This window comes from Saccharopolyspora kobensis (genome assembly GCF_900108315.1).
Lineage (GTDB): Bacteria > Actinomycetota > Actinomycetes > Mycobacteriales > Pseudonocardiaceae > Saccharopolyspora > Saccharopolyspora kobensis.
The window spans coordinates 1,274,705-1,297,677 of sequence record NZ_FNVB01000002.1; the positions used below are offsets into that span (position 1 = coordinate 1,274,705).

At 71.5% G+C, this 22,973-nt stretch carries 23 protein-coding genes; 12 read left to right on the forward strand and 11 right to left on the reverse strand.

Annotated features, from left to right (window positions below; genetic code table 11):
* Positions 1-4: 4 nt before the first annotated feature.
* On the reverse strand, positions 5-829 hold the full coding sequence (locus tag C4T78_RS05710) for an AraC family transcriptional regulator (protein WP_093353224.1): 825 nt from the start codon (positions 827-829) through the stop codon (positions 5-7).
* Between the two features lie 129 nt (positions 830-958).
* Positions 959-1,660 carry a GntR family transcriptional regulator gene (locus C4T78_RS05715; RefSeq protein WP_177247617.1) on the reverse strand — a complete coding sequence of 234 codons (702 nt, stop codon included), beginning with the start codon at positions 1,658-1,660 and terminating at the stop codon, positions 959-961.
* Positions 1,661-1,730: 70 nt separating this feature from the next.
* Here C4T78_RS05715 and C4T78_RS05720 point away from each other — a divergent pair, with 70 nt between their 5' ends.
* Positions 1,731-3,002 carry an MFS transporter gene (locus tag C4T78_RS05720; protein ID WP_218161594.1) on the forward strand — a complete coding sequence of 424 codons (1,272 nt, stop codon included), beginning with the start codon at positions 1,731-1,733 and terminating at the stop codon, positions 3,000-3,002.
* Positions 3,003-3,107: 105 nt separating this feature from the next.
* Positions 3,108-4,556 carry a gamma-aminobutyraldehyde dehydrogenase gene (locus C4T78_RS05725; protein ID WP_093353229.1) on the forward strand — a complete coding sequence of 483 codons (1,449 nt, stop codon included), beginning with the start codon at positions 3,108-3,110 and terminating at the stop codon, positions 4,554-4,556.
* A 3-nt stretch (positions 4,557-4,559) separates the two neighbouring features.
* Here C4T78_RS05725 and C4T78_RS05730 read toward each other — a convergent pair whose 3' ends face one another.
* Both C4T78_RS05730 and C4T78_RS05735 read right to left on the reverse strand, forming a co-directional pair.
* Entirely contained in the window at positions 4,560-5,000 is a 441-nt protein-coding gene (locus tag C4T78_RS05730; RefSeq protein WP_143185877.1) for a hypothetical protein, read from the reverse strand.
* A gap of 29 nt (positions 5,001-5,029) precedes the next feature.
* Positions 5,030-5,926, reverse strand: a complete 897-nt coding sequence (locus C4T78_RS05735; protein ID WP_093353773.1) for a LysR family transcriptional regulator — start codon at positions 5,924-5,926, stop codon at positions 5,030-5,032.
* 136 nt (positions 5,927-6,062) lie between these two features.
* Between C4T78_RS05735 and C4T78_RS05740 the strand changes: the two genes are divergently transcribed.
* Entirely contained in the window at positions 6,063-7,064 is a 1,002-nt protein-coding gene (locus C4T78_RS05740; RefSeq protein WP_268876666.1) for a YeiH family protein, read from the forward strand.
* Positions 7,065-7,360: 296 nt separating this feature from the next.
* Positions 7,361-7,624: a hypothetical protein gene (locus C4T78_RS05745; protein ID WP_093353234.1), complete on the forward strand. Its 264-nt coding sequence runs from the start codon at positions 7,361-7,363 to the stop codon at positions 7,622-7,624.
* 352 nt (positions 7,625-7,976) lie between these two features.
* Here C4T78_RS05745 and C4T78_RS05750 read toward each other — a convergent pair whose 3' ends face one another.
* Positions 7,977-9,380 carry an amidase gene (locus tag C4T78_RS05750; protein WP_093353237.1) on the reverse strand — a complete coding sequence of 468 codons (1,404 nt, stop codon included), beginning with the start codon at positions 9,378-9,380 and terminating at the stop codon, positions 7,977-7,979.
* A 1-nt stretch (position 9,381) separates the two neighbouring features.
* Complete coding sequence (locus tag C4T78_RS05755) at positions 9,382-10,359, reverse strand: D-2-hydroxyacid dehydrogenase (protein ID WP_177247618.1); 978 nt, start codon at positions 10,357-10,359, stop codon at positions 9,382-9,384.
* A 261-nt stretch (positions 10,360-10,620) separates the two neighbouring features.
* Here C4T78_RS05755 and C4T78_RS05760 point away from each other — a divergent pair, with 261 nt between their 5' ends.
* The 4 genes from C4T78_RS05760 to C4T78_RS05775 all read left to right on the forward strand — a co-directional run bounded on the left by C4T78_RS05760 (position 10,621) and on the right by C4T78_RS05775 (position 13,484).
* Entirely contained in the window at positions 10,621-11,115 is a 495-nt protein-coding gene (locus C4T78_RS05760) for a DUF3830 family protein (protein ID WP_093353239.1), read from the forward strand.
* Between the two features lie 12 nt (positions 11,116-11,127).
* Positions 11,128-11,886 (forward strand): maleate cis-trans isomerase family protein, encoded by a 759-nt coding sequence (locus C4T78_RS05765; RefSeq protein WP_093353242.1) that lies wholly within the window; start codon positions 11,128-11,130, stop codon positions 11,884-11,886.
* A 141-nt stretch (positions 11,887-12,027) separates the two neighbouring features.
* Positions 12,028-12,777 (forward strand): maleate cis-trans isomerase family protein, encoded by a 750-nt coding sequence (locus C4T78_RS05770; protein WP_456238786.1) that lies wholly within the window; start codon positions 12,028-12,030, stop codon positions 12,775-12,777.
* Between the two features lie 14 nt (positions 12,778-12,791).
* Positions 12,792-13,484: a GntR family transcriptional regulator gene (locus tag C4T78_RS05775; protein WP_093353247.1), complete on the forward strand. Its 693-nt coding sequence runs from the start codon at positions 12,792-12,794 to the stop codon at positions 13,482-13,484.
* A 60-nt stretch (positions 13,485-13,544) separates the two neighbouring features.
* On the opposite strand, the gene C4T78_RS05780 is transcribed toward C4T78_RS05775, so the two are convergent.
* The gene (locus C4T78_RS05780) at positions 13,545-15,026 is read right to left on the reverse strand and encodes an NAD-dependent succinate-semialdehyde dehydrogenase (protein WP_093353250.1); all 1,482 of its coding nucleotides are present in this window, start codon (positions 15,024-15,026) and stop codon (positions 13,545-13,547) included.
* A 110-nt stretch (positions 15,027-15,136) separates the two neighbouring features.
* Here C4T78_RS05780 and C4T78_RS05785 point away from each other — a divergent pair, with 110 nt between their 5' ends.
* Both C4T78_RS05785 and C4T78_RS05790 read left to right on the forward strand, forming a co-directional pair.
* Complete coding sequence (locus tag C4T78_RS05785) at positions 15,137-16,393, forward strand: aspartate aminotransferase family protein (protein WP_093353252.1); 1,257 nt, start codon at positions 15,137-15,139, stop codon at positions 16,391-16,393.
* 177 nt (positions 16,394-16,570) lie between these two features.
* Positions 16,571-17,725 (forward strand): LCP family protein, encoded by a 1,155-nt coding sequence (locus C4T78_RS05790; protein ID WP_093353255.1) that lies wholly within the window; start codon positions 16,571-16,573, stop codon positions 17,723-17,725.
* A 68-nt stretch (positions 17,726-17,793) separates the two neighbouring features.
* Here the strand turns inward: C4T78_RS05790 and C4T78_RS05795 are convergent, their stop codons facing one another.
* On the reverse strand, positions 17,794-18,654 hold the full coding sequence (locus tag C4T78_RS05795; RefSeq protein WP_235863564.1) for a lysozyme: 861 nt from the start codon (positions 18,652-18,654) through the stop codon (positions 17,794-17,796).
* 233 nt (positions 18,655-18,887) lie between these two features.
* Between C4T78_RS05795 and C4T78_RS05800 the strand changes: the two genes are divergently transcribed.
* On the forward strand, positions 18,888-20,636 hold the full coding sequence (locus tag C4T78_RS05800) for an ABC-ATPase domain-containing protein (protein WP_093353256.1): 1,749 nt from the start codon (positions 18,888-18,890) through the stop codon (positions 20,634-20,636).
* Here C4T78_RS05800 and C4T78_RS05805 read toward each other — a convergent pair whose 3' ends face one another.
* Genes C4T78_RS05805 through C4T78_RS05815 form a run of 3 tightly spaced genes read right to left on the reverse strand, consistent with a single transcriptional unit; the run spans position 20,637 to position 22,117 of the window.
* A complete protein-coding gene (locus C4T78_RS05805) occupies positions 20,637-21,353 on the reverse strand; it encodes a DUF899 family protein (protein WP_093353258.1) in 717 nt (238 codons plus the stop codon). It lies immediately after the preceding gene.
* On the reverse strand, positions 21,343-21,696 hold the full coding sequence (locus tag C4T78_RS05810; protein ID WP_093353260.1) for an ArsR/SmtB family transcription factor: 354 nt from the start codon (positions 21,694-21,696) through the stop codon (positions 21,343-21,345). The genes C4T78_RS05805 and C4T78_RS05810 overlap by 11 nt, the downstream gene beginning before the upstream one ends.
* Positions 21,686-22,117, reverse strand: a complete 432-nt coding sequence (locus C4T78_RS05815) for an SRPBCC domain-containing protein (protein WP_093353263.1) — start codon at positions 22,115-22,117, stop codon at positions 21,686-21,688. Before C4T78_RS05815 ends, C4T78_RS05810 begins: the two co-directional genes overlap by 11 nt.
* A 179-nt stretch (positions 22,118-22,296) precedes the next feature.
* Here C4T78_RS05815 and C4T78_RS05820 point away from each other — a divergent pair, with 179 nt between their 5' ends.
* A complete protein-coding gene (locus C4T78_RS05820; RefSeq protein WP_093353265.1) occupies positions 22,297-22,950 on the forward strand; it encodes a phosphoribosyltransferase in 654 nt (217 codons plus the stop codon).
* Positions 22,951-22,973 lie beyond the last annotated feature (23 nt).

A 22,973-nucleotide genomic window follows, 5' to 3' on the forward strand; every position in this document is an offset into this window, starting at 1 on the left:
GGCATCAGGATGCGGTGCCGAGGTGCTGCGCGCCTTGGACGAATGGAAGTTCCTCGGCGATCCACCGCGAGGGGGTCGTTCCGGTGAACTCCCGCCAGTCGCGGTTGAAGTGGGCCTGGTCGGTGTAGCCGCAGTCGGCGGCGAGGCCGGCCAGGCCGTCGGACCTGCCGGTGATGAGGCGGCGGCGGGCGGCCTGGAAGCGCAGCACGCGGCCGAGGAGCTTGGGGGAGGGGCCGAACTCGCGGCGGAACCGGGCGCCGAGGTGCTGGCGGCTCCAGCCGATTTCGCCCGCCAGCTCCGCGATGGGGATGTGCCCGTCGGTCTCGGTCATCCGGCGCCAGGCCCAGGCCAGTTCGGGGGAGGGCGGGTGCGCCGGGGCGGCGAGGCGGTGGAGGGCGTCGCAGAGCAGCTCGAAGCGCTGGCTCCAGGTGCTCGCCGATCGCAGTCGTTCGGTGAGTTCGGTGGCGGCCGGGCCGAGCAGGTCTTCCAGGTGGGTGCCGGTGTCGGCGAGTTCGCCGGCGGGCACGCCCAGCAGGGCTCGTGCCCCGAGCGGGGTGAGGCCGAGCTGGATGCCGTGCTGGAACCCGCTGTGCTCGATCTGGGCGGGTTTGCTGTGCAGTCCGCCGACGAGCGTCGTGCAGGACAGCCGGTGCCCGCTGTCGAAGGTGACGTCCACGGTCTCCGCCAGGGTGATGATCACCGTCAGGCTGGCGGAGGGCAGGCCGTGGTGCACGCCGGGCGCGGAGTGCACCCGGTACCCGCTGATGTCGCTGATCAGCGCCCGCAGGCGGGGTGGCGGGGCTGCCTGGACGTACTGCGACGGAGCCACGGCCAGAGGTTAGGCGGTACGGCCGACACCTGCGGCCGGGAGCAAAATTTTTGCAACCTCGATTACTTCAGTGTCGAGTGAAATTAAGCCTCCGACCCGCACAGCTGTCGCACCCGGCCGAAAACCGCTTCAGAGCTCGGAGTCCGGATCGAGGTAGGGGCCGCCGGCGATGCCGAAGGCGCGGACGGTGCCGAGCAGGTGCTCGCGCAGCCGGGCTTTGGCCAGGTCTGCGTCGCCGTCGCGCAGTGCCGCCGCGAGCTGGGCGTGCTGGTGGGTGATCCGGGGCCGGGCGGTGTGGGTGCGGGCGGTGGCGGTGATGCGCATCTGCTTGTCGCGCAGGGCGTTGTAGAGGTCGGCGACCACGGAGTTGCCCGCGGCGGCGACCAGCGTGGCGTGGAAGGCCCGGTCGGCCTCGTGCATGCCCGCGTCGCTGAGCTCGGCGGTGTCGCAGGCCGGGTGCGCGGCCAGTTCGTCGCCGACGGCGGTCATGGCGTCCGGGCCCTGCATGGCGAGCTTGTCGATGGCGAAGCTCTCCAGGGCCAGGCGGGCTTCCACCACGGCGCGCGCTTCGGGTGCGGTGACCGGCACGACCAGTGCGCCGCGCTTCGGGTAGAGCCGCAGGAATCCCTCGGTCTGCAGGCGCAGGAAGGCCTCGCGCACCGGTGTGCGGGACATCTGCAGCGCGCCGGCCACTTCGCCCTCGGACAGCAGTTCGCCGTCCGGGTAGCTGCCGTCCAGGAGTCCGGCCTTGACGTGCTGGTAGGCGCGGTCGGCGGCGGGCGTCTCGGGAGTGGTGGAGGACACGGTTTCGCGTGGTGTTGCGCTCGACACGAGGTCATCGTACTTCCACCCAACTTGTATCTATGGTGGATACAAGTTTTTCCGGGAGAGGAGTTCCGAGTTGTCCGGCACGGCCACGGCCCCGCACCCCGCAGGTGCGCGGACCGAACACAGCACCTCATCGCGCACGGCGTGGCTGGTGTGGGGGATCGGCGCGCTCTGCTACTGCGCCGCACTGTTCCACCGAGCCAGCCTGGGCGTCGCCGCGCCGGAGGCGTTGCAGCGATTCGCCATCGGCCCGGCGATGCTGTCGCTGTTCTCGGCCCTCCAGCTGGGCATCTACCTGGCGCTGCAGGTGCCGTCCGGGCTGCTGGCCGACCGGCTCGGGCCGCGGAAGGTGATCACCGGCGGCATGGTGGCGCTGGCCGCGGGATCGGCGGTGTTCGCGGTGAGCGGGTCGATCGTCGGCGGTATCGCCGGGCGGATGCTGATCGGCTTCGGCGACGCGTTCATGTTCACCAACGTGCTGCGGCTGGCCGCGCACTGGTTCCCGCCGCACAAGTTCGGCAAGGTCGCGGCGATCACCGGTCTGGCCGGTGGGCTGGGGCAGATCGTGTCCACGCTGCCGCTGGGACTGGCGCTGCACAGCATCGGCTGGGTGCCCACGTTCGCCGGTGCCGCGGTGCTGACCGCGGGGCTCGCGGTCGTCGCGGCGCTGGCGATCCGCGACCGGCCGGACCACGCCGCGGTCGCCTCCGTTCCGGCTCCGGCACCGGAGCGGATCGCGCACACCTTGCGGCACGTCATCGCGCAGCGGGGCACCAAGCACTCCTTCTGGGTGCACTTCGTGCTGATGGCGCAGTTCGTCGCGGTGACGACGTTGTGGGGCGGGCCGTGGCTGACCGAGTCGCAGGGCCACGGTCAGGCCGAGGTCGGGTCGCTGCTGCTGATCAGCGTGGTGGGTTTCATCGCGGGTTCCTGGTTCTCGGGGCAGTTCATCTCCGGCAATCCGGTGCGCCGCGACCGGTTCAGCCTCGGGCTGTCGTGCGCGGTGGTGGCGGTGTGGGCGCTGCTGGTGGCGTGGCCGGGTGTGCTGCCGATGCCGTTGCTGGTGGTGGCGCTGGTGATCATCGGTGTCGGTGGTGGCGCGGCGATGCTGGCCTTCGACGGGGCGCGGATGGCCAACGCCGAGCACCGGTCCGGGACCGCTTCGGGTGTGGTCAACATGGGTGGTTTCAGCGCGGCGGTGCTGGTCCAGCTGCTGGTGGGCGGAGTGCTGCAGTTCGTGTCGTTCCTGCCCGCGGTGCAGGCCTACCGGTGGGCGTTCGCGCCGGTGCTGGTGCTGCTGGCGGTGGGTACCGCGGCTCAGTGGTCGTTGCGGGACCGGCGGTAGCGCGCGGTGTTGTGCTCCCCACGGGTGCGGTGGTGCGGTTAGGGTCGGCCGCGGACGTGCCACCCGGTCGGCCATGGGCGGTCGGCCCAGCGATGGAGGTTGTTGTTGACCACGGCGCTGGAACTGCACAACTACGTCGGCGGCGAACCGGTGGGGACGCTGGCGGGGGAGACCCTGCCGTTGGTCGACCCGAGCACCGGCGAGCAGTACGGCACCAGTCCGCTGACCCGGTGGATGGATGTGGACGCGGTGATGTCGGTGGCGTCCGAGGCGTTCGCGTCGTGGTCGCAGAGCACGCCGCGGCAGCGGCAGCAGGTGCTGCTGGAGGTGGCCGATGCGGTGGAGGAGCGCGCGGAGGAGCTGGTGCTGGCGGAGTGCCGCAACACCGGCAAGCCGTGGGCGGTGGTGCGCGATGAGGAGTTGCCGCGGGCGGTGGATCTGATCCGCTTCTACGCGGGGGCGGCGCGGGTGCAGGAGGACGGTACGGGTGGTGAGTACGAGCCGGGGCTGACTTCGTTCACGCGGCGCGAGCCGATCGGGGTGTGCGCGCAGGTGACGTCGTGGACGCATCCGCTGCTGCTGGCGGTGGCGAAGTGGGCTCCGGCGTTGGCGGCCGGGAACACGGTGGTGCTCAAGCCGGCGGAGACGACGCCGGTGAGCTCGGCGTTGCTGGTGGAGATCGCGGGTGAGCGGTTGCCCGCGGGGGTGCTGAACTTGATCTGCGGTGATCGGGACAGCGGTCGGGCGATGGTGGCGCACGAGGTGCCGGGGATGTTCTCGATCACGGGCACGGTGCGGTCGGGGATGGAGGTGGCGGGGTCGGCGGCCGCTGATCTCAAGCGTGCGCACCTGCAGCTGGGTGGTAAGGCGCCTGCGGTGGTGTTCGACGATGCCGATGTGGTGCGGGCGGCGCGGGGGATCGCGGTGGCGGCGTTCGGCAACGCGGGGCAGAGCTGCACGGCGGCGAGCCGGGTGCTGGTGGGTTCGGGGGTGTACGAGGAGCTGGTGGCGGAGTTGGTGCGGTGGGCCGGGGTGATGCGGCCGGGGCCGCCGCAGGATCCCGATGCCGGGTTCGGGCCGCTGAACAGCCTCGGCCAGCTGGAGCTGGTGCAGGCGCACCTGGCCCGGTTGCCGGATCACGCCCAGGTGCTGGCCGGGGGCCACCGCCGGGGCGAGCGGGGGTTCTTCCACGAGGCGACGGTCGTGGCCGGGGTGGAGCAGGACGACGAGCTGGTGCAGAACGAGGTCTTGGGCCCGGTGCTGACGGTGCAGCGCTTCAAGACCGAGCAGGAGGCGGTCCAGCTGGCCAACGGCGTGCGCTACGGGCTGGCGGCCAGCGTGTGGACGCGTGATCACGCACGGGCGATGCGGGTGTCGCGCAGCTTGCAGGCGGGCACGGTGTGGATCAACACCCACCACCCGCTGGTGGCGGAGATGCCGCACAGCGGTTTCAAGCACTCGGCCTCGGCGCGCGACTTCGGCCGCTACGGGCTGGAGGAGTACAGCCGGATCAAGCACGTCATGTCCGCACTCGACGAGGGCTGGCAGTACTGACCGTCAGAGGCGGCGGAGCCGGTCGGCGCAGTGCGCGCGCAGGGTTTCCCGGTCGCCGTCCCACGCTTCGACCTGGTTGCCGGGTTCCGGTCCGCCGTTGATCACCGCGGATTCGCTCCAGTGGTCGGCCTTCACCCAGACGGACGTTCGGGGCTCGGCGACCGACCGCCACAGCGCGTCCCACTGGTCGCCGAGTTCGGCCTGTTCCGCGGCTGGGGTGGCTTCGAGCAGGTCGGAGCGGAAGAGGACGGTGAGCTCCTCGGTCGTGCGGGTGCGCGAGGTGAGGGCGCGGTGGACCCGGCTCGCCGCCGGATCCGGCAGGTCCAGAAGGCTGTCGACCGGCAGCAAGCAGAACTGCGGGTCCGACGCATAGTCGTCGGGCATGTCCTCGAAGGACGGTCCGATCACGAGCCAGGTCCCGGTCGCGTTGGTGTTCCTGCGCACCGGCACTGTCTACCAGTGGGTGGTGCTCGTCAGTCGGTGCGGGTGGCGATGGCGAGCAGGGCGGCGGCGGAGCCGGTGAGGCGGAGTCCGGCTCGCCAGACGGCGTGCAGGGGGCGGCGCAGGTCGAGGTCGGCGACGGGGATTTCGACGAGGCGGTGTTCGGCGAGGTCGGTGGCCACGGCCAGGACGCTGAGGGCGGCGGGGCCTGCGCCTGCGACGACGGAGTTGCGGACTGCGGTGGTGGAGCGGAGTTCGAGCAGGGGGGTGACGGGTTCGGTGCCGGTGTCGGTGAGGGCGCGGTGCAGGGTTTCGCGGGTGCCGGAGCCGTGTTCGCGCACGATGAGCGGGGTGGCGGCGAGTTCGGTGGGGGTCAGCGGTCGGCGCAGGCGGGTCCAGGGGTGTCCGGGTGGGGCGACGACGATCATGTGGTCGCGGGTGACGTAGCGGACGGAGACGCCGTCGGGTGGTTGCGGGGTTTCGATGAAGCCGATGTCGGCGTTGTCGTGGCGGACGGCTTCGGCGACGGCGGCGGAGTTGGTGACGTCGAGTTCGAGGTGGACGTCGGGCAGTGCGGTGCGGAGTCGGGCGAGCCAGCGGGGGACGAGGTATTCGGCGATGGTCATGCTGGCGGCGACGCGGAGGGTGGATTTCTGCTGGGCGCGGAGTGCGCGGACGCCGCTCATGAGGCCGTCGATGTGGGCGAGGACTTGGCGGGCCCAGTCGCAGACCATGGTTCCGGCGGGGGTGAGGGTGCAGCCCTGGCGGGTGCGTTGGAGCAGGGGCAGGCCGAGTTGGCGTTCGAGGCGGCTGAGTCGTTTGCTGGCGGCGGGTTGGCTGATGTGGAGTTCGGCTGCGGCGGCGCCGATGCTGCCGAGTTCGGCGACTCCGACGAGCAGGCGCAGCGATTCGGTGTCGGGTGGGGTCATTCCGCCGGAGTGGGTGGGTGCGGGGTGGTTTCCGCTGTGGGTGGTGTTGTGGTGCTGCTCGGCCATGCCTTGAGATTATGACGTCCTGTGCGGATGGTGGCTACTGCGGGGCGCTGGTGGCGGCGAACCTGGTGTCGTGGCGAAGACGGTGAGCGGTGCGCGGGCGGGTTTGTCGGTGTTGTGGCCGGGGCTGGCTGTGACGGTGGCCGCGGTCGTGGTGTCGATGGCGGTTGCGGGTCTGGTGCCTGCGGTGAGTGCGTTGACGGTGGCGGTGGTGCTGGGTGTCGTGGCGGGCAACGTGCCGGGTTTTCCGGTGTCGGCGCGTGCTGGGGTGGCGTGGTCGGCGAGGAGGTTGTTGCGCGCCGGGGTGGTGTTGCTGGGGTTGCAGTTGTCGGTGGGGCAGGTGCTGGGGTTGGGTGCGGGCACGGTGGGTGCGGTGCTGCTGGTCGTGGTGGTGACGTTCGCGGGCACGGTGTTGCTGGGCCGGTTGCTGGGTGTGTCGCGGGGTTTGTCGTGGCTGGTGGCGACGGGTTTTTCGATCTGCGGGGCCTCGGCGGTGGCGGCGGTGGAGGGCGTGGTGGAGCGCGATGACGAGGACGTGGCCACGAGCGTGGCGATGGTGACGGTGTTCGGCACGGTGTCGATGCTGGGTTTGCCGGTGTTGTTCTCGGCGTGGGGTCTGCCGGCGGAGGATGCGGGGAGGATCGCCGGGGGCAGCGTGCACGAGGTGGCGCAGGTGGTCGCGGCGGCGTCGCCGGCGGGTGCGGCGGCGGTGGCGATCGCGGTGGTGGTCAAGCTCAGCCGGGTGGTGCTGCTGGCGCCGGTGGTGGCGGTGGTGAGCTTGCTGGAGCGGCGTCGCAGTGCTGGTGGTGGTCGGCGTCCGCCGATCATGCCGCTGTTCGTCCTGGGTTTTCTGCTGGCGGTGGCGCTGCGCAGCAGCGGTGTGCTGCCGGAGGTGGTCCTGGGTGCGGCCAAGCAGTTGACGACGTTGTTGCTGGCGGGGGCGTTGTTCGCGCTCGGTTTCAGCGTTCGGGTCAAGGCGCTGCTGCGCAACGGTCCCAAGGCCTTCGCGCTGGGTGCTTGTTCGACGATCTTGGTCACCGCTCTCGGAATCACCTCGATGCTGCTGATGCCTTGAGCATGTTCGGGTCGTCGCTTAAACCATTATGAAATATTCCATTGTTGTGCTGGGTTTCCGGCTGGGCGCGGGAAAGGATTTTGAGCGCGTTTCACCTTGTCCTGCGGAAACTGTCCCGGCGAGTCGCGCGATCGCTCGGGCGAGTGGTCGTCATTCTCTTTGGTGTGCCAGCGAAAGCAGGTCGCGTTGCATTAATGCAACGTAGGGCTTGCCGGTCGGCGCACCCCCCAAGTTCCCGGAACACCGGGACAGCTGCCGACACGGTGACGATCAGAACATGGATGGGAGTTCAAGCAATGCGCACTACCCTTCGTCTTATCGGTGTCACCGCCGCTTGCGCCGCCGCGCTGGCCATCGGCTCGCCCGCCTTCGCCGGCGGCCACGGCGACCACGCGTCCTCCAACGCCTACGGCGGCAACGGCATCGGCGGCAACGGCGGCCTCGGTGTGAACGCTGCCAGTGGCATCAGCGCGCTGTCCAGCGGCGACGGCGGCAACGCCTCCGCGGGTACCGGTGGCCTGGGCCAGGGCGGCGACGCTTCGTCGATCGCCGGCAACTGACCCGGATCCGGGGATCGGCTCGAGCCCCCCGAGAAGCGTGCCGACCGGCATCGTGGCCGGTCGGCACGCTCTGTCCTCGCGAGAACAGCTCTGCGGCAGCTCGCCGTGCCGCGGAACCGGCTGAGAGGGTCCGCGGGAATGAGCGGTCGGCAAGCCGAACCGTCATTCCCAGCGCGCCTTAAGGCAATGCGCCTGAGTTGAAGTCCGCCGTTGGCCGAGGCGGATCATTTGTGGAGCACGCCACCATCCGGGCGGAACCGGAAAAGCATTCTTTCTGTTCCGGCCGGATGGTGGCCATTCGTCGTGCCCGGTGAGTGCCCTGTTGAATTCACGGCAATTCGGGGTGCTTTTCTCAGCGCGGAACGCGGGTCCAGGGGCGGGCTTGTTCGAAGGCGTGGGCGGCTCGGAGGACGGTGGCGTCGGCGTGGCGGGGGCCGATGATCTGCAGGCCGATGGGCAGGCCTTCGGCGGTGTGGCCGCAGGGGATGCTGGCGGCCGGTTGCTGGGTCATGTTGAACGGGTAGGTCAGCGGCGTCCAGCTGGTCCAGCGCTCTTCGCCCCATCCCGCGGGCACTTCGCGGCCCGCTTCGAACGGGGGGATGGGCACCGTCGGGGTCAGCAGGAGGTCGTAGGTCTGGTGGAAGGCCCCCATGCGCTGGCCGAGGATCATGCGGGTGTTGGTGGCTTCCAGGTAGTCCTGAGCGGAGTAGGTCAGGCCCTGCCGGCAGATCTCGTGCAGCCCGGGGTCGAGCAGTTCGCGCTGTTCGGCGGTGAGGTGCTCGACGGATTTGGCGGCGCCGGAGAACCACAGGACGTGGAAGTCGGTGACGGGATCGCTGATGCCCGGCGGGTCTGTTTGCTCCACGGACGCGCCGAGCTCTTCGAAGGTCCGCGCGGCTTCGGTGACGGCTCGGGCGATCTCCGGGTGCACCTCGGTGCCGAAGCCGAGGTCGAGGCTGACCGCGATGCGCAGCCCGCGCACCCCCGCACCCAGGCCGTCCACAAAGGACGTGGTGGGTGGTTCCAGCGCGGACCAGTCGCGGACGTCGGGCCCGGAGAGCACGTCGAGCAGCAGCGCGGTCTCGGCGACGGTGGTGCTCATCGGCCCGGCGTGGGCGAGCGTGCCGTAGGGGCTGGCGGGGTAGTGGGGGACGCGGCCGTAGGTGGCCTTGAGCGCGACGATTCCGCAGAAGGAGGCGGGGATCCGCACGGAGCCACCGCCGTCGGTGCCGATGGCCAGCGGCGCCATGCCCAGTGCGACCGCCGCGGCCGCGCCGCCGCTGGAGCCGCCGGCGGTGCGGGCGGGATCCCACGGGTTGCGGGTGATGCCGGTCAGCGGGCTGTCGGTGACGCCCTTCCACGCCAGTTCCGGGGTGGTGGTCTTGCCGACGAACACCGCGTTGTGCTCCCGCAGGCGGGCCACGGTGGGGGCGTCGGCGTCCCAGCGCTGGTGCGGGTCGATGGTGCGCGAGCCGCGCAGCGTCGGCCAGTCCTTGGTGAGGAAGATGTCCTTGATGGAGGTCGGCACGCCGTCCAGTCGTCCCTCGGGTTCGCCGCGCTGCCAGCGCTGTTCGGAGGCGCGGGCCTGCTGCAGCGCGCGTTCGCCGTCGACCAGGCAGTAGGCGTTGACGGCCGGGTCGGCTTCGGTGATGCGCTGCAGGACGGCCTCGGTGGCCTCCACCGGGGACAGCTCGCCGCTTGCGTAGGCGGCGAGCAGTTCGGGAGCCGTGAGGTCGGCGGGCTGGGTGTCGGCCAAGTCAGTTCTCCGTTCCGCTGATGTATCCCCGCTGCTTGTCCACGACGTTGGTCAGCGGCGCGCCTTCGGTGTAGGCGCGCAGGTTGGTGAGGAACAGGTCGACGAGTTCGTCGACCCAGCCGGCGGTGTCGCCGGACATGTGCGGGGAGACCAGCACGTTCGGCATCTCCCACAGCGGTGAGTCGGCGGGCAGCGGCTCGGTGTCGAAGACGTCGAGCGCGGCGCCGGCCAGCTGCCCGGCGCGCAGCGCGGCGATGAGGTCGGGTTCGACGACGAGTTCGCCGCGGCCGACGTTGATCAGGCGGGCCGTGGGGCGGCAGCGGGCGAGGACGTCGGCGTCGATGAGGCCCTTGGTCTGCTCGGTCAGCGGCGCGGCCAGCACCACGTAGTCGAAGGCGCCGATGACGTGGGCGAGGTCGGCGGAGGCGTGCACGTCGCCGAAGTCGGGATCGCCGGAGCGTGCGGTGCGGCCGGCGCCGGAGACGCGCAGGCCCGCGGCGGTGAGCTGCCCGGCGATGGCGCGGCCGATCGGTCCGGTGCCCACGACCAGCGCGGATTTGCCCGCGATGCGTTCGGTGACGCGGTGCTGCCACTGCTTGCGGTCCTGCAGTCGCAGCGTGGTGTGCATGTCCTTGGCGAAGGTGAGCACGGTGCCCAGGACGTATTCGGCCATGGGGCGGTCGAAGACGCCGCGGGAGTTGGTCAGCACGACCTCGGAATCGCGCAGGGCGGGGAACAGCAGCCGGTCCACCCCGGCGCTGCAGGCGTGCACCCACCGCAGGGCTTCGGCGTGCGGCCAGGCGTCGGCGATCGCCTCGGAGCGGAAGGCCCAGACCAGCAGCACGTCCGCGCCTGCCACCGCGGCGGGCAGCTCGTGGGCCTGGGCGTAGCGGAGTTCGGCGCTGGCCTCGATGCGCTGCAGCTCCGTGGGCGGGTTGCCGTCGTGCAGCAGCACGACGGTGGGAGTGCGGTTGATCATGTGGCCGACCTTAAGGGGCTGGTGGGTCCGGGTGGTGGTTGCGCCGCGTCGCGGGCGTGGCGCGACGGAGCCGAATTTCCCGCCGCAGGCCTGGGAAAACACACTCGGCCGGAGGCATTGACACGCTAGGAAGCGCTCGTAGGATTGTCAACAATCCACGGGTACCCTCGACGGACGAGGTGATTCCCGCCCGGCTCCCGGGGCACGCGGGACCGGAGGAGATGAGTCAACGTCCCCACTCCTTGCGAACGGGAGATCCCGATGCCCAGGTACCTGTCGATCACGCTGGAAAAGCGCGGTGTGTCCTGTGTGGCCGAGCTGCTGGACAAGGACGCGCCCCGGACCTGCGAGGCGGTGTGGCAAGCGCTGCCGCAGGTCGGGCCGGTGCACCACGCCAAGTACGCCCGCAACGAGATCTACACGATGGTGCCGCGCTTCGCCGCGGACGAACCCGGCCAGGAGAACCCCACCGTCACCCCGATCCCCGGCGACGTCGTGTACTTCTCCTTTCCCGGCGGCATGCTCGACCGCGCCTTCAAGGAGGAGAAGGGCATCGAGGCGCTGCCCGGCGTGATCGACCTGGCGATCTTCTACGGCCGCAACAACCTGCTGCTCAACGGTGATGTCGGCTGGGTGCCGGGCAACGTCTACGCCACCATCGTCGAGGGACTGGACCGGATGGCCGAGGCCTGCCACGACGTCTGGCGCTCGGGCAGCGTCGGCGAAACCCTGCGCTACGACCGCTACGAGAGTTGACGGGAGCGCGCCATGCCGCCTGACTTCCTCGGGGCGGTGCCCGGCCCGCAGCCGCAGCGCGGCGTGGGCGTGATCGCCCCGTTCGACCTGGCGCTGGACCGCGAGCTGTGGCGGTGGGCGCCGCCGGAGGTGTCGCTGTACCTCACGCGCACCGCGTTCGTGCCGGTGCCGGTCACCGTCGAGCAGGCCAACCTGGTCTCCGACGAGGCGGCGGTGCACGGGGCCACCCGCGACCTGCTGGTCCCCGAGCCGGAGGTGGTGGCCTACGCCTGCACCTCCGGCAGCTTCGTCAACGGCGCCACCGGTGAGCGCCGGCTGGTCGAGGTGATGCTGCAGGCCGGTGCCCCGGCTGCGGTGACCGCCTCGGGTGCGCTGGTGCAGGCGCTGCAGCTGCTGGGCATCGACCGGATCGCGGTGGCCACGCCGTACGTGGCGGCGGTGACCGACCGGCTGCGCGACTTCCTCGACGAGTACGGCATCGAGGTGGTGGCCAGCGTCGGGCTGGGGCTGCTCGGCCAGATCTGGAAGGTCGACTACCGGCAGGTGGTGGACATCGTGCGCTCGGCCGACCGCCCGGAGGCCGATGCGATGTTCGTCAGCTGCACCAACCTGCCCACCTACGACATCATCGGCCCGCTGGAGCAGGAACTGGGCAAGCCGGTGCTGACCGCCAACCAGGTCACGCTCTGGGCGGCGCTGCGCTCGATGGGGCTGCAGGCGGTGGCTTCCCAGCAGCAGTTGCTGCAGGCCCTGGACGCGCCCGCCGCGTAACGGGCCCGGCTGCGAAAAGCACAAGATCCGATTACGAACGCAGACCGCCGCGGACCGTGCGATAACATTGTCAACAATCGACCGGTCGCCTGAAGGTTCGCGGCGGTGGCAGTCCGACGTCGATCGAGGATGGAGCACCCGGTGCCGCACACCGCAGGAATTCTCTACCCCGGCTACAGCGCCGAAGACGACTACCCGACCCTGCAACGCCTGCTCGGCGAGGACGTGCGCCTGCCGCTGGTGCACACCCTCATGCGCGAGGACGCCCACCGCGTCGACGCGCTGCTGGACATCGGTTCCGAGCAGGTGCTGGCAGACGGTGCCCGCGAGCTGCTGGAGCACGGCGTGCAGTCGGTGATTTGGGCGTGCACCTCGGGCAGCTTCGTCTTCGGCAGGCGGGGTGCGCGGGAGCAGGTGGAGAAGTTGCAGGCCGTCACCGGCCTGCCGACCTCCAGCACCTCCTTCGCGTTCGTGCACGCCGCGGCGCGGCTGGGGCTGCGGCGGGTCGCGGTGGCCGCGACCTACCCGGCCGACGTGGCCGCGGAGTTCGTGACGTTCCTGCAGGCCGACGGGCTGGAGGTGGTGCGGTTGTCCAGCCGGGGCATCATCACCGCCGCCGAGGTCGGCACCCTCGGACGCGAGGAGGTGCTGGCCTTCGCCGCGGCCAACGACGACGACCGGGCCGATGCGCTGCTGATGCCGGACACCGCGCTGCACACCGCGGCGTGGCTGGAGGAGCTGGAGGAGCAGCTGGGCAAACCAGTGCTCACGGCCAACCAGGTCAGCGCCTGGGAGGCGTTGCGGCTGGCCGGTGCGCAGCAGGCGCGCGACGGATTGGGAGAGCTGTTCCGCAGTGGAACAGGCGGGGAGCGCAGTGGCTCCCCGGATTGAGGAGATGGTGTCAGGTGCTCGGGACCGACGAGCAGAACCAGCAGCCGGGTGAGTTAGAGCCGGTGCAGCGCAAGTCGACCGCCGCGATCGTGGCCGACCAGCTGCGCGCGGCGATCATGTACGGATCGCTGCCGCCGGGCAGTCAGCTCGGTGAGGCCGAGCTGGCCGCCCGGCTGGGCGTGAGCCGGGGACCGCTGCGGGAGGCGATGCAGCGGCTGGTCGCCGAAGGGCTGCTGCGCAGCGAGCCGCACCGCGGGTTGTTCGTGATGGACCTCGACACCGAGGACGTCCAGGACATCTACCTGGCGCGGCTGGCCGTCGAGCGCGCCGCGTGCGAGCAGATCGTGCGCCACCACCGGGTGGAGGCGGTGGCGGAGCTGACCGCCGCGCAGAGCCGGATGGTCGCCGCGGCGGGCAAGGGCGACCCGATAGAGCTGGCCGACGCCGACCAGGAGTTCCACGAAACCCTGGTGCGAGTCTCCGGCAGCGCCCGGCTGCAGCGCATGGCGCAAACCCTGCTGGTGGAGAAGCGGATGTGCCTGACGGCCCTGCAGGACAAGTACCACGCCGACGTCCAGGCGCTGGTCGACGAGCACAAGGGCCTGGTCGACGCCATCGAGGCAGGTGACGAGGAACTGCTGCTGGCCCGCCTGCAGGCCCACATGACCGATGCGCTGGAGCGCCTCAACGGCTCCATGGCCGGCTGATCACCAGCGCGGTCGGGAGGCCCTCCACCGGCGGGTGGAGGGCCTCCGCAGGTCTGTGGGTCACAGGCCGCCGACGGCGATGTACTTGGTCTCCAGGAACTCCTCGATGCCGACCTTGCCGCCTTCCCGGCCCAGCCCGGAGTGCTTGACCCCGCCGAAAGGTGCCGCCGGGTTGGACACGATGCCCTGGTTGAGGCCGACCATGCCGCTCTCCAGCGCCTCCGACACCCGCAGGGCGCGCTGCAGATCACGGGTGTAGAGGTAGCTGACCAGCCCGTACTCGGTGTCGTTGGCCTGGGCGATGACCGCCTGCTCGTCGGTGAAGGTGGTGATCGGCGCGACCGGCCCGAAGATCTCCTCCCGGCTCATCCGCGCTTGAAGCGGCACTCCGGAGAGCACCGTGGGCCGGTAGAAGTAGCCGTCGCCGTCCTCGGCCGAACCGCCGGTGACGACCTCGGCGCCCTGCTGCACCGCATCGGCCACCAGATCGCGCACCTTGCCCAGCTGGGCGTCGTCGATCAGCGGCCCCACCTGCACCTCGTCGCTGACGCCGCGGCCGACCCGCAGCCCGGACATCCGCTCGGCCAGCCGCTGGGAGAACTCACCGGCGACATCGGCGTGCACGTAGAACCGGTTGGCCGCGGTGCACGCCTCACCGCCGTTGCGCATCTTGGCCAGCATCGCGCCCTCGACCGCGGCGTCGAGATCGGCGTCGGGGAAGACCAGGAACGGCGCGTTGCCGCCCAGCTCCATCGACACCCGCAGCACCTGCTCGGCGGACTGCTCGATGAGCTTGCGGCCCACCGCGGTGGAGCCGGTGAACGACAGCTTGCGGGCCCGGCCGTCGCGGATCATCGGCTCCATCAGCCGGCCCGCGCTGCGGGAGGTGACCACGTTGAGCACCCCGTCGGGCAGTCCGGCCTCCTGCAGGATCCCGGCCAGCGCCAGCATCGACAGCGGCGTCTGGTGGGCCGGTTTGATCACCGAGGTGCAGCCCGCGGCGATGGCCGGGCCGATCTTGCGGGTGCCCATCGCCATCGGGAAGTTCCACGGGGTGATCAGCAGTGCCGGGCCCACCGGCAGGCGCATCACCAGGAACCGCCCGGAGCCGTTGGGCGCCACCGCGTAGTCGCCGCCGATGCGCACCGCTTCCTCGGCGAACCAGCGGAAGAACTCCGCGGCGTAGGTGATCTCGCCGCGCGACTCGGTCAGCGGCTTGCCCATCTCCAGGGTCATCAGCAGCGCCAGGTCCTCGTGCCGGGACATGATCAGCTCGTAGGCGCGGCGCAGGATCTCCCCGCGTTCGCGGGGCGGGTGCTTGGCCCAGCTCTCCTGGGCTTCGGAAGCGGCGGCCAGCGCGGCCAGGCCGTCGGCGGGGGAGGCGTCGGCCACCGAGCACAGCGCCCGGCCGGTCGAGGGGTCCTCTACCTCGTAGCTGCGCTCGTCGGTGGCCGGGCGCCACGCGCCGCCGATGAACAGCTGCTTGGGTGCGGCGTCGACGACGGTGGCCTCTCGGGGGTGCTGGTGGAGTGAAATGGTCATGGCAGGTGAAACCCTTCCGGCTCGGACGGTGGACAGCGACGGTCTGTGATGGTTGCATGACACGCGAGATTGTCGACAATCCTACATTTTCACAACGCTTGGAGTCGATCATGGCTGAGCTCTCGCCGGCACTCAAGCAGGCCACGCCGGTCCTGGCCGCCCGCGGCGAAGGGATCTACCTCTACGACGAGCAGGACCGGCGGTACCTGGACTTCACCGCCGGCATCGGGGTGACCAGCACCGGCCACTGCCACCCGCGCGTGGTCGAAGCCGCGCAGCGCCAGGTCGCCACCCTGATCCACGGCCAGTACACGACAGTCATGCACCGGCCGCTGCTCGAGCTGACCGAGCGGCTCGGCGAAGTGCTGCCCGAAGGCCTGGACCGGCTGTTCTACGTCAACTCCGGCAGCGAAGCCGTCGAGGCCGCGGTGCGGCTGGCGCGGCAGGCCACCGGCAGGCAGAACATCGTGGCCCTGCAGGGCGGCTTCCACGGCCGCACCATGGGCGCCGGCGCGCTGACCACCTCCGGCACCAAGGTGCGCGCCGGGATCGGCCCGATGATGCCCGGCGTGGTGTTCACCCCGTTCCCCGAGCCCTACCGGCACCGCTGCGGCGAAGACGAGGCCGTCCGCTACGCCCTGGCCGAGTTCGACCAGCTCCTGGTCACCACCAGCGCCCCGCGCGACACCGCGGCGATCATCGTCGAACCGGTCCTCGGCGAGGGCGGCTACCTGCCGGCACCACCGGAGTTCCTCACCGGCCTGCGCGAGCGCGCCGACCGGCACGGGATCCTGCTCATCGTCGACGAGGTGCAGACCGGCGTCGGCCGCACCGGCCGGTTCTGGGGCCACGACCACGCCGGCATCCGCCCCGACATCCTGATCACCGCCAAAGGCCTGGCCAGCGGATTCCCGATCTCGGCGATCGCCGCGCCGGATGCGCTGATGAGCCAGGCCTGGCCGGGTTCGCAGGGCGGCACCTACGGCGGCAACGCGGTGGCCGCCGCCGCCGCGATCGCCACCCTCGACGTGGTGCGCGACGAGAAGCTCGTCGACAACGCCGCCGAGCAGGGCCAGCGGCTGCGCGACGGGCTGCGCTCCATCGCCGCAGGCCAGCCGCTCATCGGCGAGGTCCGCGGCCTCGGCCTGATGGTGGCCAACGAGTTCACCGCCGCCGACGGCACACCGGATGCGGCGACCGCGGCCCGCGCGCACGCCGCCGCCGCCGAGCGCGGCCTGCTGCTGCTGACCTGCGGCCCGCACGGCAACGTGGTGCGCATGATCCCGCCGCTGATCGTCACCGGCGACCAGATCGACGAAGCGCTCCGGTTGTGGGACGAGGCCGTCGGGGCGGCCGTCACCGGCTGACCAGCGGCACCGGTGGTGGGTGTGATCTGGGCCTCGCACCCACCACCAGCCGAAACGAACGCACCCGGTCACCGTTCGATAGCAGGAGCTGTCACCGGGCCGGTCGTCTGGAATGCTGCACGCCAACGATCGACGCGTGCGGGACGCACCCGCATTCGAACCCACGCAGGTGTGAGCATGAGCGACGACTGGTCGGCTGGTCGACAGCCGAGAGGCCGCAGGCCCCAAGGCGGCGGCTACGACTACTACCGCGGCGCCCGCGGCCCGGACGGCCCGCCACCCCCGCCCGGGCGTCGCCCGCCGCCGCCCCCGCCGCCGCGGGGCGGCCACCGCCCACCGGTGGACGACCACCAGCCGCCGCCCCGCAGGCCGCGCCGCAAGAAGCGCTGGGGGCGGCGCATCGGCATCACCGCGCTGGTGCTGCTGGTGCTGCTGGGCGGCCTGGTGATCTACTTCGACAGCACCCTGCAGCGCACCGCGGCCCTGGACTTCGAAGGCCCGGCCCCGGACTCCTCGGGCACCAACTGGCTGCTGGTCGGTTCCGACAGCCGCGAAGGCCTCGACGACGCCCGCCGCGAGGAGCTCTCCGCCGGTGACGCCGGCGGGCGCCGCACCGACAGCATGATGCTGGTGCACATCCCCAGCGGCGGCGGGCAGCCGGCCATGATCAGCCTGCCCCGCGACTCCTACGTCCCCATCCCCGGGCACGGCAAGACCAAGCTCAACTCGGCCTTCTCCTTCGGCGGCCCCCAGCTGCTGGCCCAGACCGTCGAGCAGGCCACCGGCGTGCACATCGACCACTACGCCGAGATCGGCTTCGGCGGGTTCGCCGACCTCGTCGACGCCGTCGGCGGGGTCGAGATGTGCCTGGACAAGCCGATGAAGGACGAGATGGCCAACGTCGACCTGCCGCAGGGCTGCCAGACGCTGGACGGGCCCAACGCGCTGGGCTTCGTCCGGGCCCGCTACTCCCTGGCCGGCGGTGACCTCGAACGCGCCGAGAACCAGCGCAAGCTGCTGGGCGCCCTGGTCAAGCAGGCCACCAGCCCGACCACCCTGTTCAACCCGTTCCGGCTGTTCCCGCTGGCCTCGGGCGCGAGCAAGACCTTCCTGGTCGACGACAGCGACCACCTGTGGCACCTGGCGTCGCTGGCGCTGGCGCTGGGCGACATCAGCGGCGGCAACGGGGTGACCACCAGCGTGCCCTTCGGCCGCTTCGGCCGCGACGCCAACGGCGGCTCGGTCATCGTCTGGGACTCCGACGGCGCCTCCCGGATGTTCGACGCGATCGCCAACGACCGGCCGATCCCGCCGGACCTGCTGGAGAAGTGACCCGGACACGATGTGGGCCGCCCCCGGAGAGCACCGGGAGCGGCCCACATCGCCGTCGGGAGGGACGATCAGGACGCGAAGCGCCGCAACTGCTTGGCGTTGCCGTTGAAGCTGTCCTGCCCACCCGGCAGCGGCCCCTGATCGCCGTGCTGCCAGATGCTCTGGTAATCCCAGCCCGCGGGCAGCTCACCGATCTGCGGCGCGTAGCGGGCGATCCACAGCGGGTTGTTCGCCGCGAAGTCGGGATTGGCGCCGGTGCAGCGGTTCCACCAGTCGGTGGTGGTGTAGATGGCCGGGAAGCGACCGGTGCGGGCGTGGTAGGTGTTGGAGAAATCGGCGATCCACCGCGACATCGCGGCCGGGTCCAGCCCGTAGCAGCCATCGCCGTAGGGGTTGTACTCGATGTCCAGCGCCCCCGGCAGCGTCCGGCCGTCCCGGTGCCAGCCGCCACCGCTGTCGACGAAGAAGTGCGCCTGCTGAGCGCCGCTGGAGCGGTCGGGCAGCCCGAAGTGGTAGGCGCCGCGGACCATGCCCACCGCGTGCGACCCGTCGTACTGCTGGGCGAAGCTGGTGTTGCGGAACCCCGATCCCTCGGTGGCCTTGACGTAGGCGAAGCGCGCCCCGTCGGCCCAGGCCCGCGCCCAGTCCACATCGCCCTGGTGGCCGCTGACGTCCATTCCGGACACCACACCGGCGGGCACCTGCGGGGGCTGGCCGCTGCGGTTGGTCGGCAGGCTGTAGCCGGCCCAGGCCCCGTGGGGGTCCTGGGGATCCAGCAGCGGTGCGCTGCGGGGACTGGTGGTCTCGGCATGGGCGGCACCGGTGACCACAGTGGCCGCCGCGACCAGCGCGGCCAGCAGCCCGGCCGTCCTACGTGGACGGCGACCGGACCGGGAGCGCCGGTGGTTGTCGTTGAACGAACGTCGCACTGAGCTCGCCTCCTCACCGACGCGGAATCCGTCGCCGAGCGGAGCCGGGGCAACTGCCCGGCGGGGAATGAGGATCTTCTGGCGATCGGAGAATAACCCGGCACCCCGGGCGCCGCCGGGCACCGACGCGCCGATTCGCCCGGTACGCCCGATACCGCCAGTCCACAGTGGTGGGCCGGTGACGCAGATCTCCGCGATTGGAGAATCCCGGCTCCATCGGGTAGGTCTCGGGCATGGCACAACGAGCGGGTGACCGCGCAGGGCGGCACGGATACCGGCGGCGACCGGACGATCGCGAGCCCACCGGCGGCCCGCGCGGCGACGAGCAGGCGCTGCGGCAGGAACTGCGCGCCATGCACGGCGCCAGCTACGGCCGCTACAAGTCGCTGCGCGGCCAGTGGCACTTCCCCGGGTTCACCCTGCAGGTCCAGCGCGTGCAACCGGACCCCTTCGCCCCAGCCAGTCGTTGCGAGGTCCGCGTCACCGACGAGGTGGCCGGCTTCCCCGAGCAACTGTGGTGCTCACCGGTGCGGGCCCGAGCTCTGGCCGGTTACCTCGTGCGGGTCGCGCACCGCCACCTCGGGGACAGCAGGTTGCGCGTCGACGCCGGCGGCCAGCAGGTCCTGGACCGCTCGGCCTGCCAGGTCCAGCGCGGCGAGGTGGTGCTGCGGCTGGGCATCGACCTGCCGGGCCGCGGCCGCACCATCGACGGGCGCCAGGCCGAGCGGGCGCTGTGCGACGAGCTGCCGGAGGTCGTCGAGACCGCGCTGCGCTGGGCCACGGCCGACCAGGAACGGGTGCGGGAGTTCGTGGCATCGGTGGAGGACACCGACGCGCTGCGTCGCCAGCTGCCCGGGCTCGGGCTCATCGCCTTCGTCGCCGACGGTGCGATGCTGCCGCGGCGCAGCGGCGTCGACGAGCGCCCGCTGCCCGGCGGCGTGCCCTTCTCCGCACCGGAGTCGATGCGGGTGAGCGTCGAGCTGCCCAACCGCGGCCGGGTGAGCGGGATGGGGGTGCCCGAGGGCATCACGCTGATCGTCGGCGGCGGGTTCCACGGCAAGTCGACGCTGCTGCGCGCGCTGGAGTTCGGCGTCTACGACCACGTGCCCGGCGACGGCCGGGAGCTGGTGGTCTGCCGCGCCGAGACGGTCAAGATCCGCGCCGAGGACGGCAGGCGGGTGCACCGGGTCGACGTCAGCCCGTTCGTCAGCCACCTGCCCACCGGCGCCGACACCGCCGACTTCTCCACCGACAACGCCTCCGGTTCGACCTCGCAGGCCGCGGCGATCGTGGAAGCGGTGGAGGCAGGTGCCAAGGCGCTGCTGGTCGACGAGGACACCGCGGCCACCAACCTGATGATCCGGGACGCCCGGATGCAGGCGCTGGTGGCCAAGGACGCCGAACCGCTGACGCCGTTCGTGGACCTCATCCGCCCGCTGCGCGCCGCGCACGCGGTGTCCACGGTGCTGGTGATGGGCGGTTCCGGGGACTACATGGACGTCGCCGACCAGGTGGTGATGCTCGAGGACTACCACGCCCGCGACGTCACCGCCCGAGCCCGGCAACTGGCCGCCCAGCCCACCGGCCGCCGCTCCGAGGCCGACACCTTCCCGCCGGTGCGCCACCGCGTGGTCGACCCGCGCTCCATCCCCACCGACCGGCCCAAGGTGCGCGCCCGCGGCGTGGACGCCCTCACCCTGGGGGAGTCCACTGTGGAGTTGCGCGGGGTGGAGCAGCTGGTCGATCCCGCGCAGGTCACCGGCATCGGCCTGGCGCTGGTCAGCTGCGCGCGCCGCGGTGTCCTCGACGGCAGCCGGACGGTGGCCGAAGTGCTCGAGGCCTTCGCCGCCGACGTCGCCGAGCGCGGGATCGCCGCGGTCGACGACCGCCACGTCGGCGACTTCGCGGTGCCGAGGCCGCTGGACCTGGCGGCGGCCCTCAACCGGCTGCGCGCCCTGCGGATCTCCGGGTTCCGGAGCTGATCAGCACCCGGTGCACTGGCCCGCGCGCAGCCGCGACCACTGGGCGCTGGGCCTGCCATCGGTGCGCATCGCCCGGTCGTCGACGGGCCAGCCCGGCGGCGAGTCCTCCCAGGCCTCCTGCCTGCCGTACGCGGTGATGTCCAGCAACCCGTAGGAGGGCGCCATGATCTCCACTCCTCGCCCGGTGGTCCAGTAGGTCTCGAACACCCGCTGCTCGCGGCGCAGGTAGCAGACCAGCAGGAACGGGGCGGTGCGCCCGGCGCGCAGCACGTCCACGGACTCCCGCGCCGAGTACCAGGGCACCTCCCAGCCCATGAAATCGCGGTAGGCGGCGCTGTCCTCGTACGGGCCCTGGCACAGCGTCGCGTAGGTGACGTCGCGGGCGTGGAAGTAGGACAGCTCCCGGACCTGGCTGTTGAAGTAGGTGCAGCCCTCGCACTGCTCGGCGGTGCTGCGCCCGTCGTGCCACATGTGGAAGTAGGCGATCAGCTGCCCGCGGCCCTCGAACGCGGCCAGCAGCGTGGTGGGCCCGTCCGGTCCGGTCAGCGGGGTGGCCGCGTCGACCTCGACCATCGGCAGCCGGCGGCGGGCCGCGGCGATGGCGTCGCCGGCGCGGGTGTGCGCCTTCTCCCGGACCCGCAGTGCCTCCACTTCGGCCAGCCAGGTGGCGCGGTCGACCACGGCGGGCATCGCGGGGGTGGTGGGCTCAGCGTTCATCTTCGTCTCCTCGGCTCCGTTCCAGGTGGTGCTTCAACGCGTTGAGCGAGCGGTCCCAGTCGCGGGCGAGTGCGGCGAGGAACTGCTGGGCGATCTGCATCGGGCCGGACTGCAGCCGGTAGCGGACCCGGCGCCGCTCTCCGTGCTCGGCGGCCACCAGCCCGGCCTCGGCGAGCAGGGCGAGGTGCTTGGCGATCGCCTGCCGGGTGATCGGCAGCCGGCCGGCCAGGTCCGTCGCGGTGGCCGGTCCCGACGAGGCCAGCTCGGCGAGGATGGCGCGCCTGCTGGGGTCGGCCAGGGCGGTGAAGACCTGTTCGGCGATCGCCTCGGCGTCAGGCCGCATCGAGGTGCTCGGTCAGCTCGCCGAGTTCGCGCGCCCAGCCCTCGGTGTGGCTGTCGTAGATCTCGCGGTAGTGCTCCTCGGGCAGCTGCGCGAAGCCGGTCTCGACCACGGTCAGCCGGGTTCCGGCGCCGACCGGTTCGAGGGTGAACTCGACGTAGGTGCGGCGCGGGTCATCCCTGGGCAGCTCGGGGATGTGCCAGGTGAACCCGAACACCGAGGGTTCCTCGACCCGCTCCACGCGCAGGTGGGTGGCGGGCTTGCCGTGCCAGATCAGGCGTCCCCGGCCGCCCGGCCGCAGCTCGATGTCGGCTTCGTCGCCGAACCAGGAGCTGAGTCCTTCGGCGGTGGTCAGCGCCGCCCACACCTCCTCCGGTGCCCGGTCGAGCTGCACGGTCCGTTCGATGCGGTCGGGGAAACCCATGGGAACTCCACTAAGTAGCAACCAGTCAGTTGCCACAGTATCGCAATCGATTGGTTGCTACAAGCGATCGCCGCCGTGGCGGGGTTTTGCCCGGCCTCCCCGGCGCGCATCATCGAGGTGAGCGGATTTCGCCCGATTGCTGCCGCGCCCCGGGCGCGGGCGGACGGGAGGCGCCTGGAATGGCTGTCCCGAACCGGACCACCACCGGTTACACCGACCGCAGGCACGCAGGCCGGGTGCTGGCCCGGCGGATGAGCGGACTGGACCTCAACGACCCCGTCGTGCTCGGCCTGGCCCGCGGGGGAGTGCCGGTGGCCGCCGAGGTCGCGCGGGCGCTGGAGGCGCCGCTGCGGGTGTGCGTGGCCCGCAAGATCGGCGCGCCGAGCCAGCCGGAACTGGCCGTCGGGGCGGTCACCGCCGAGGGCCCGGCAAGCTACGACCGGCACCTGGTGCGCTCCTTCCACCTCGACGAACGCACGCTGCAGGACGCCTGCGAGCGCGAACGCGCCGAAGCCCGGCGCCGCGAGCAGCTGTTCCAGCGCGGTGAGCGGCTGTCGCTGGCGGGCCGCGACGTGGTGCTCGTCGACGACGGCCTGGCCACCGGTGCCACCGCGCGGGCCGCGGTGCGGATGCTGCGCGAGTCCGGGCCGCGCAGCATCGTGCTCGCGGTGCCGGTGGGCTCGCCGGATGCGGTGGCCGTGCTGCGCGAGGAGGCCGACGTGGTGCTGTGCGTGCTGCAGCCGGTCGGCTTCGCCGCGGTGGGGCAGTGGTACCGCGATTTCCGGGCCACCACCGACCAGGAGATCCACGACATCCTCGCCGAGTTCGGCTGATTCCCGCGCCGGTCGTCGCGAAG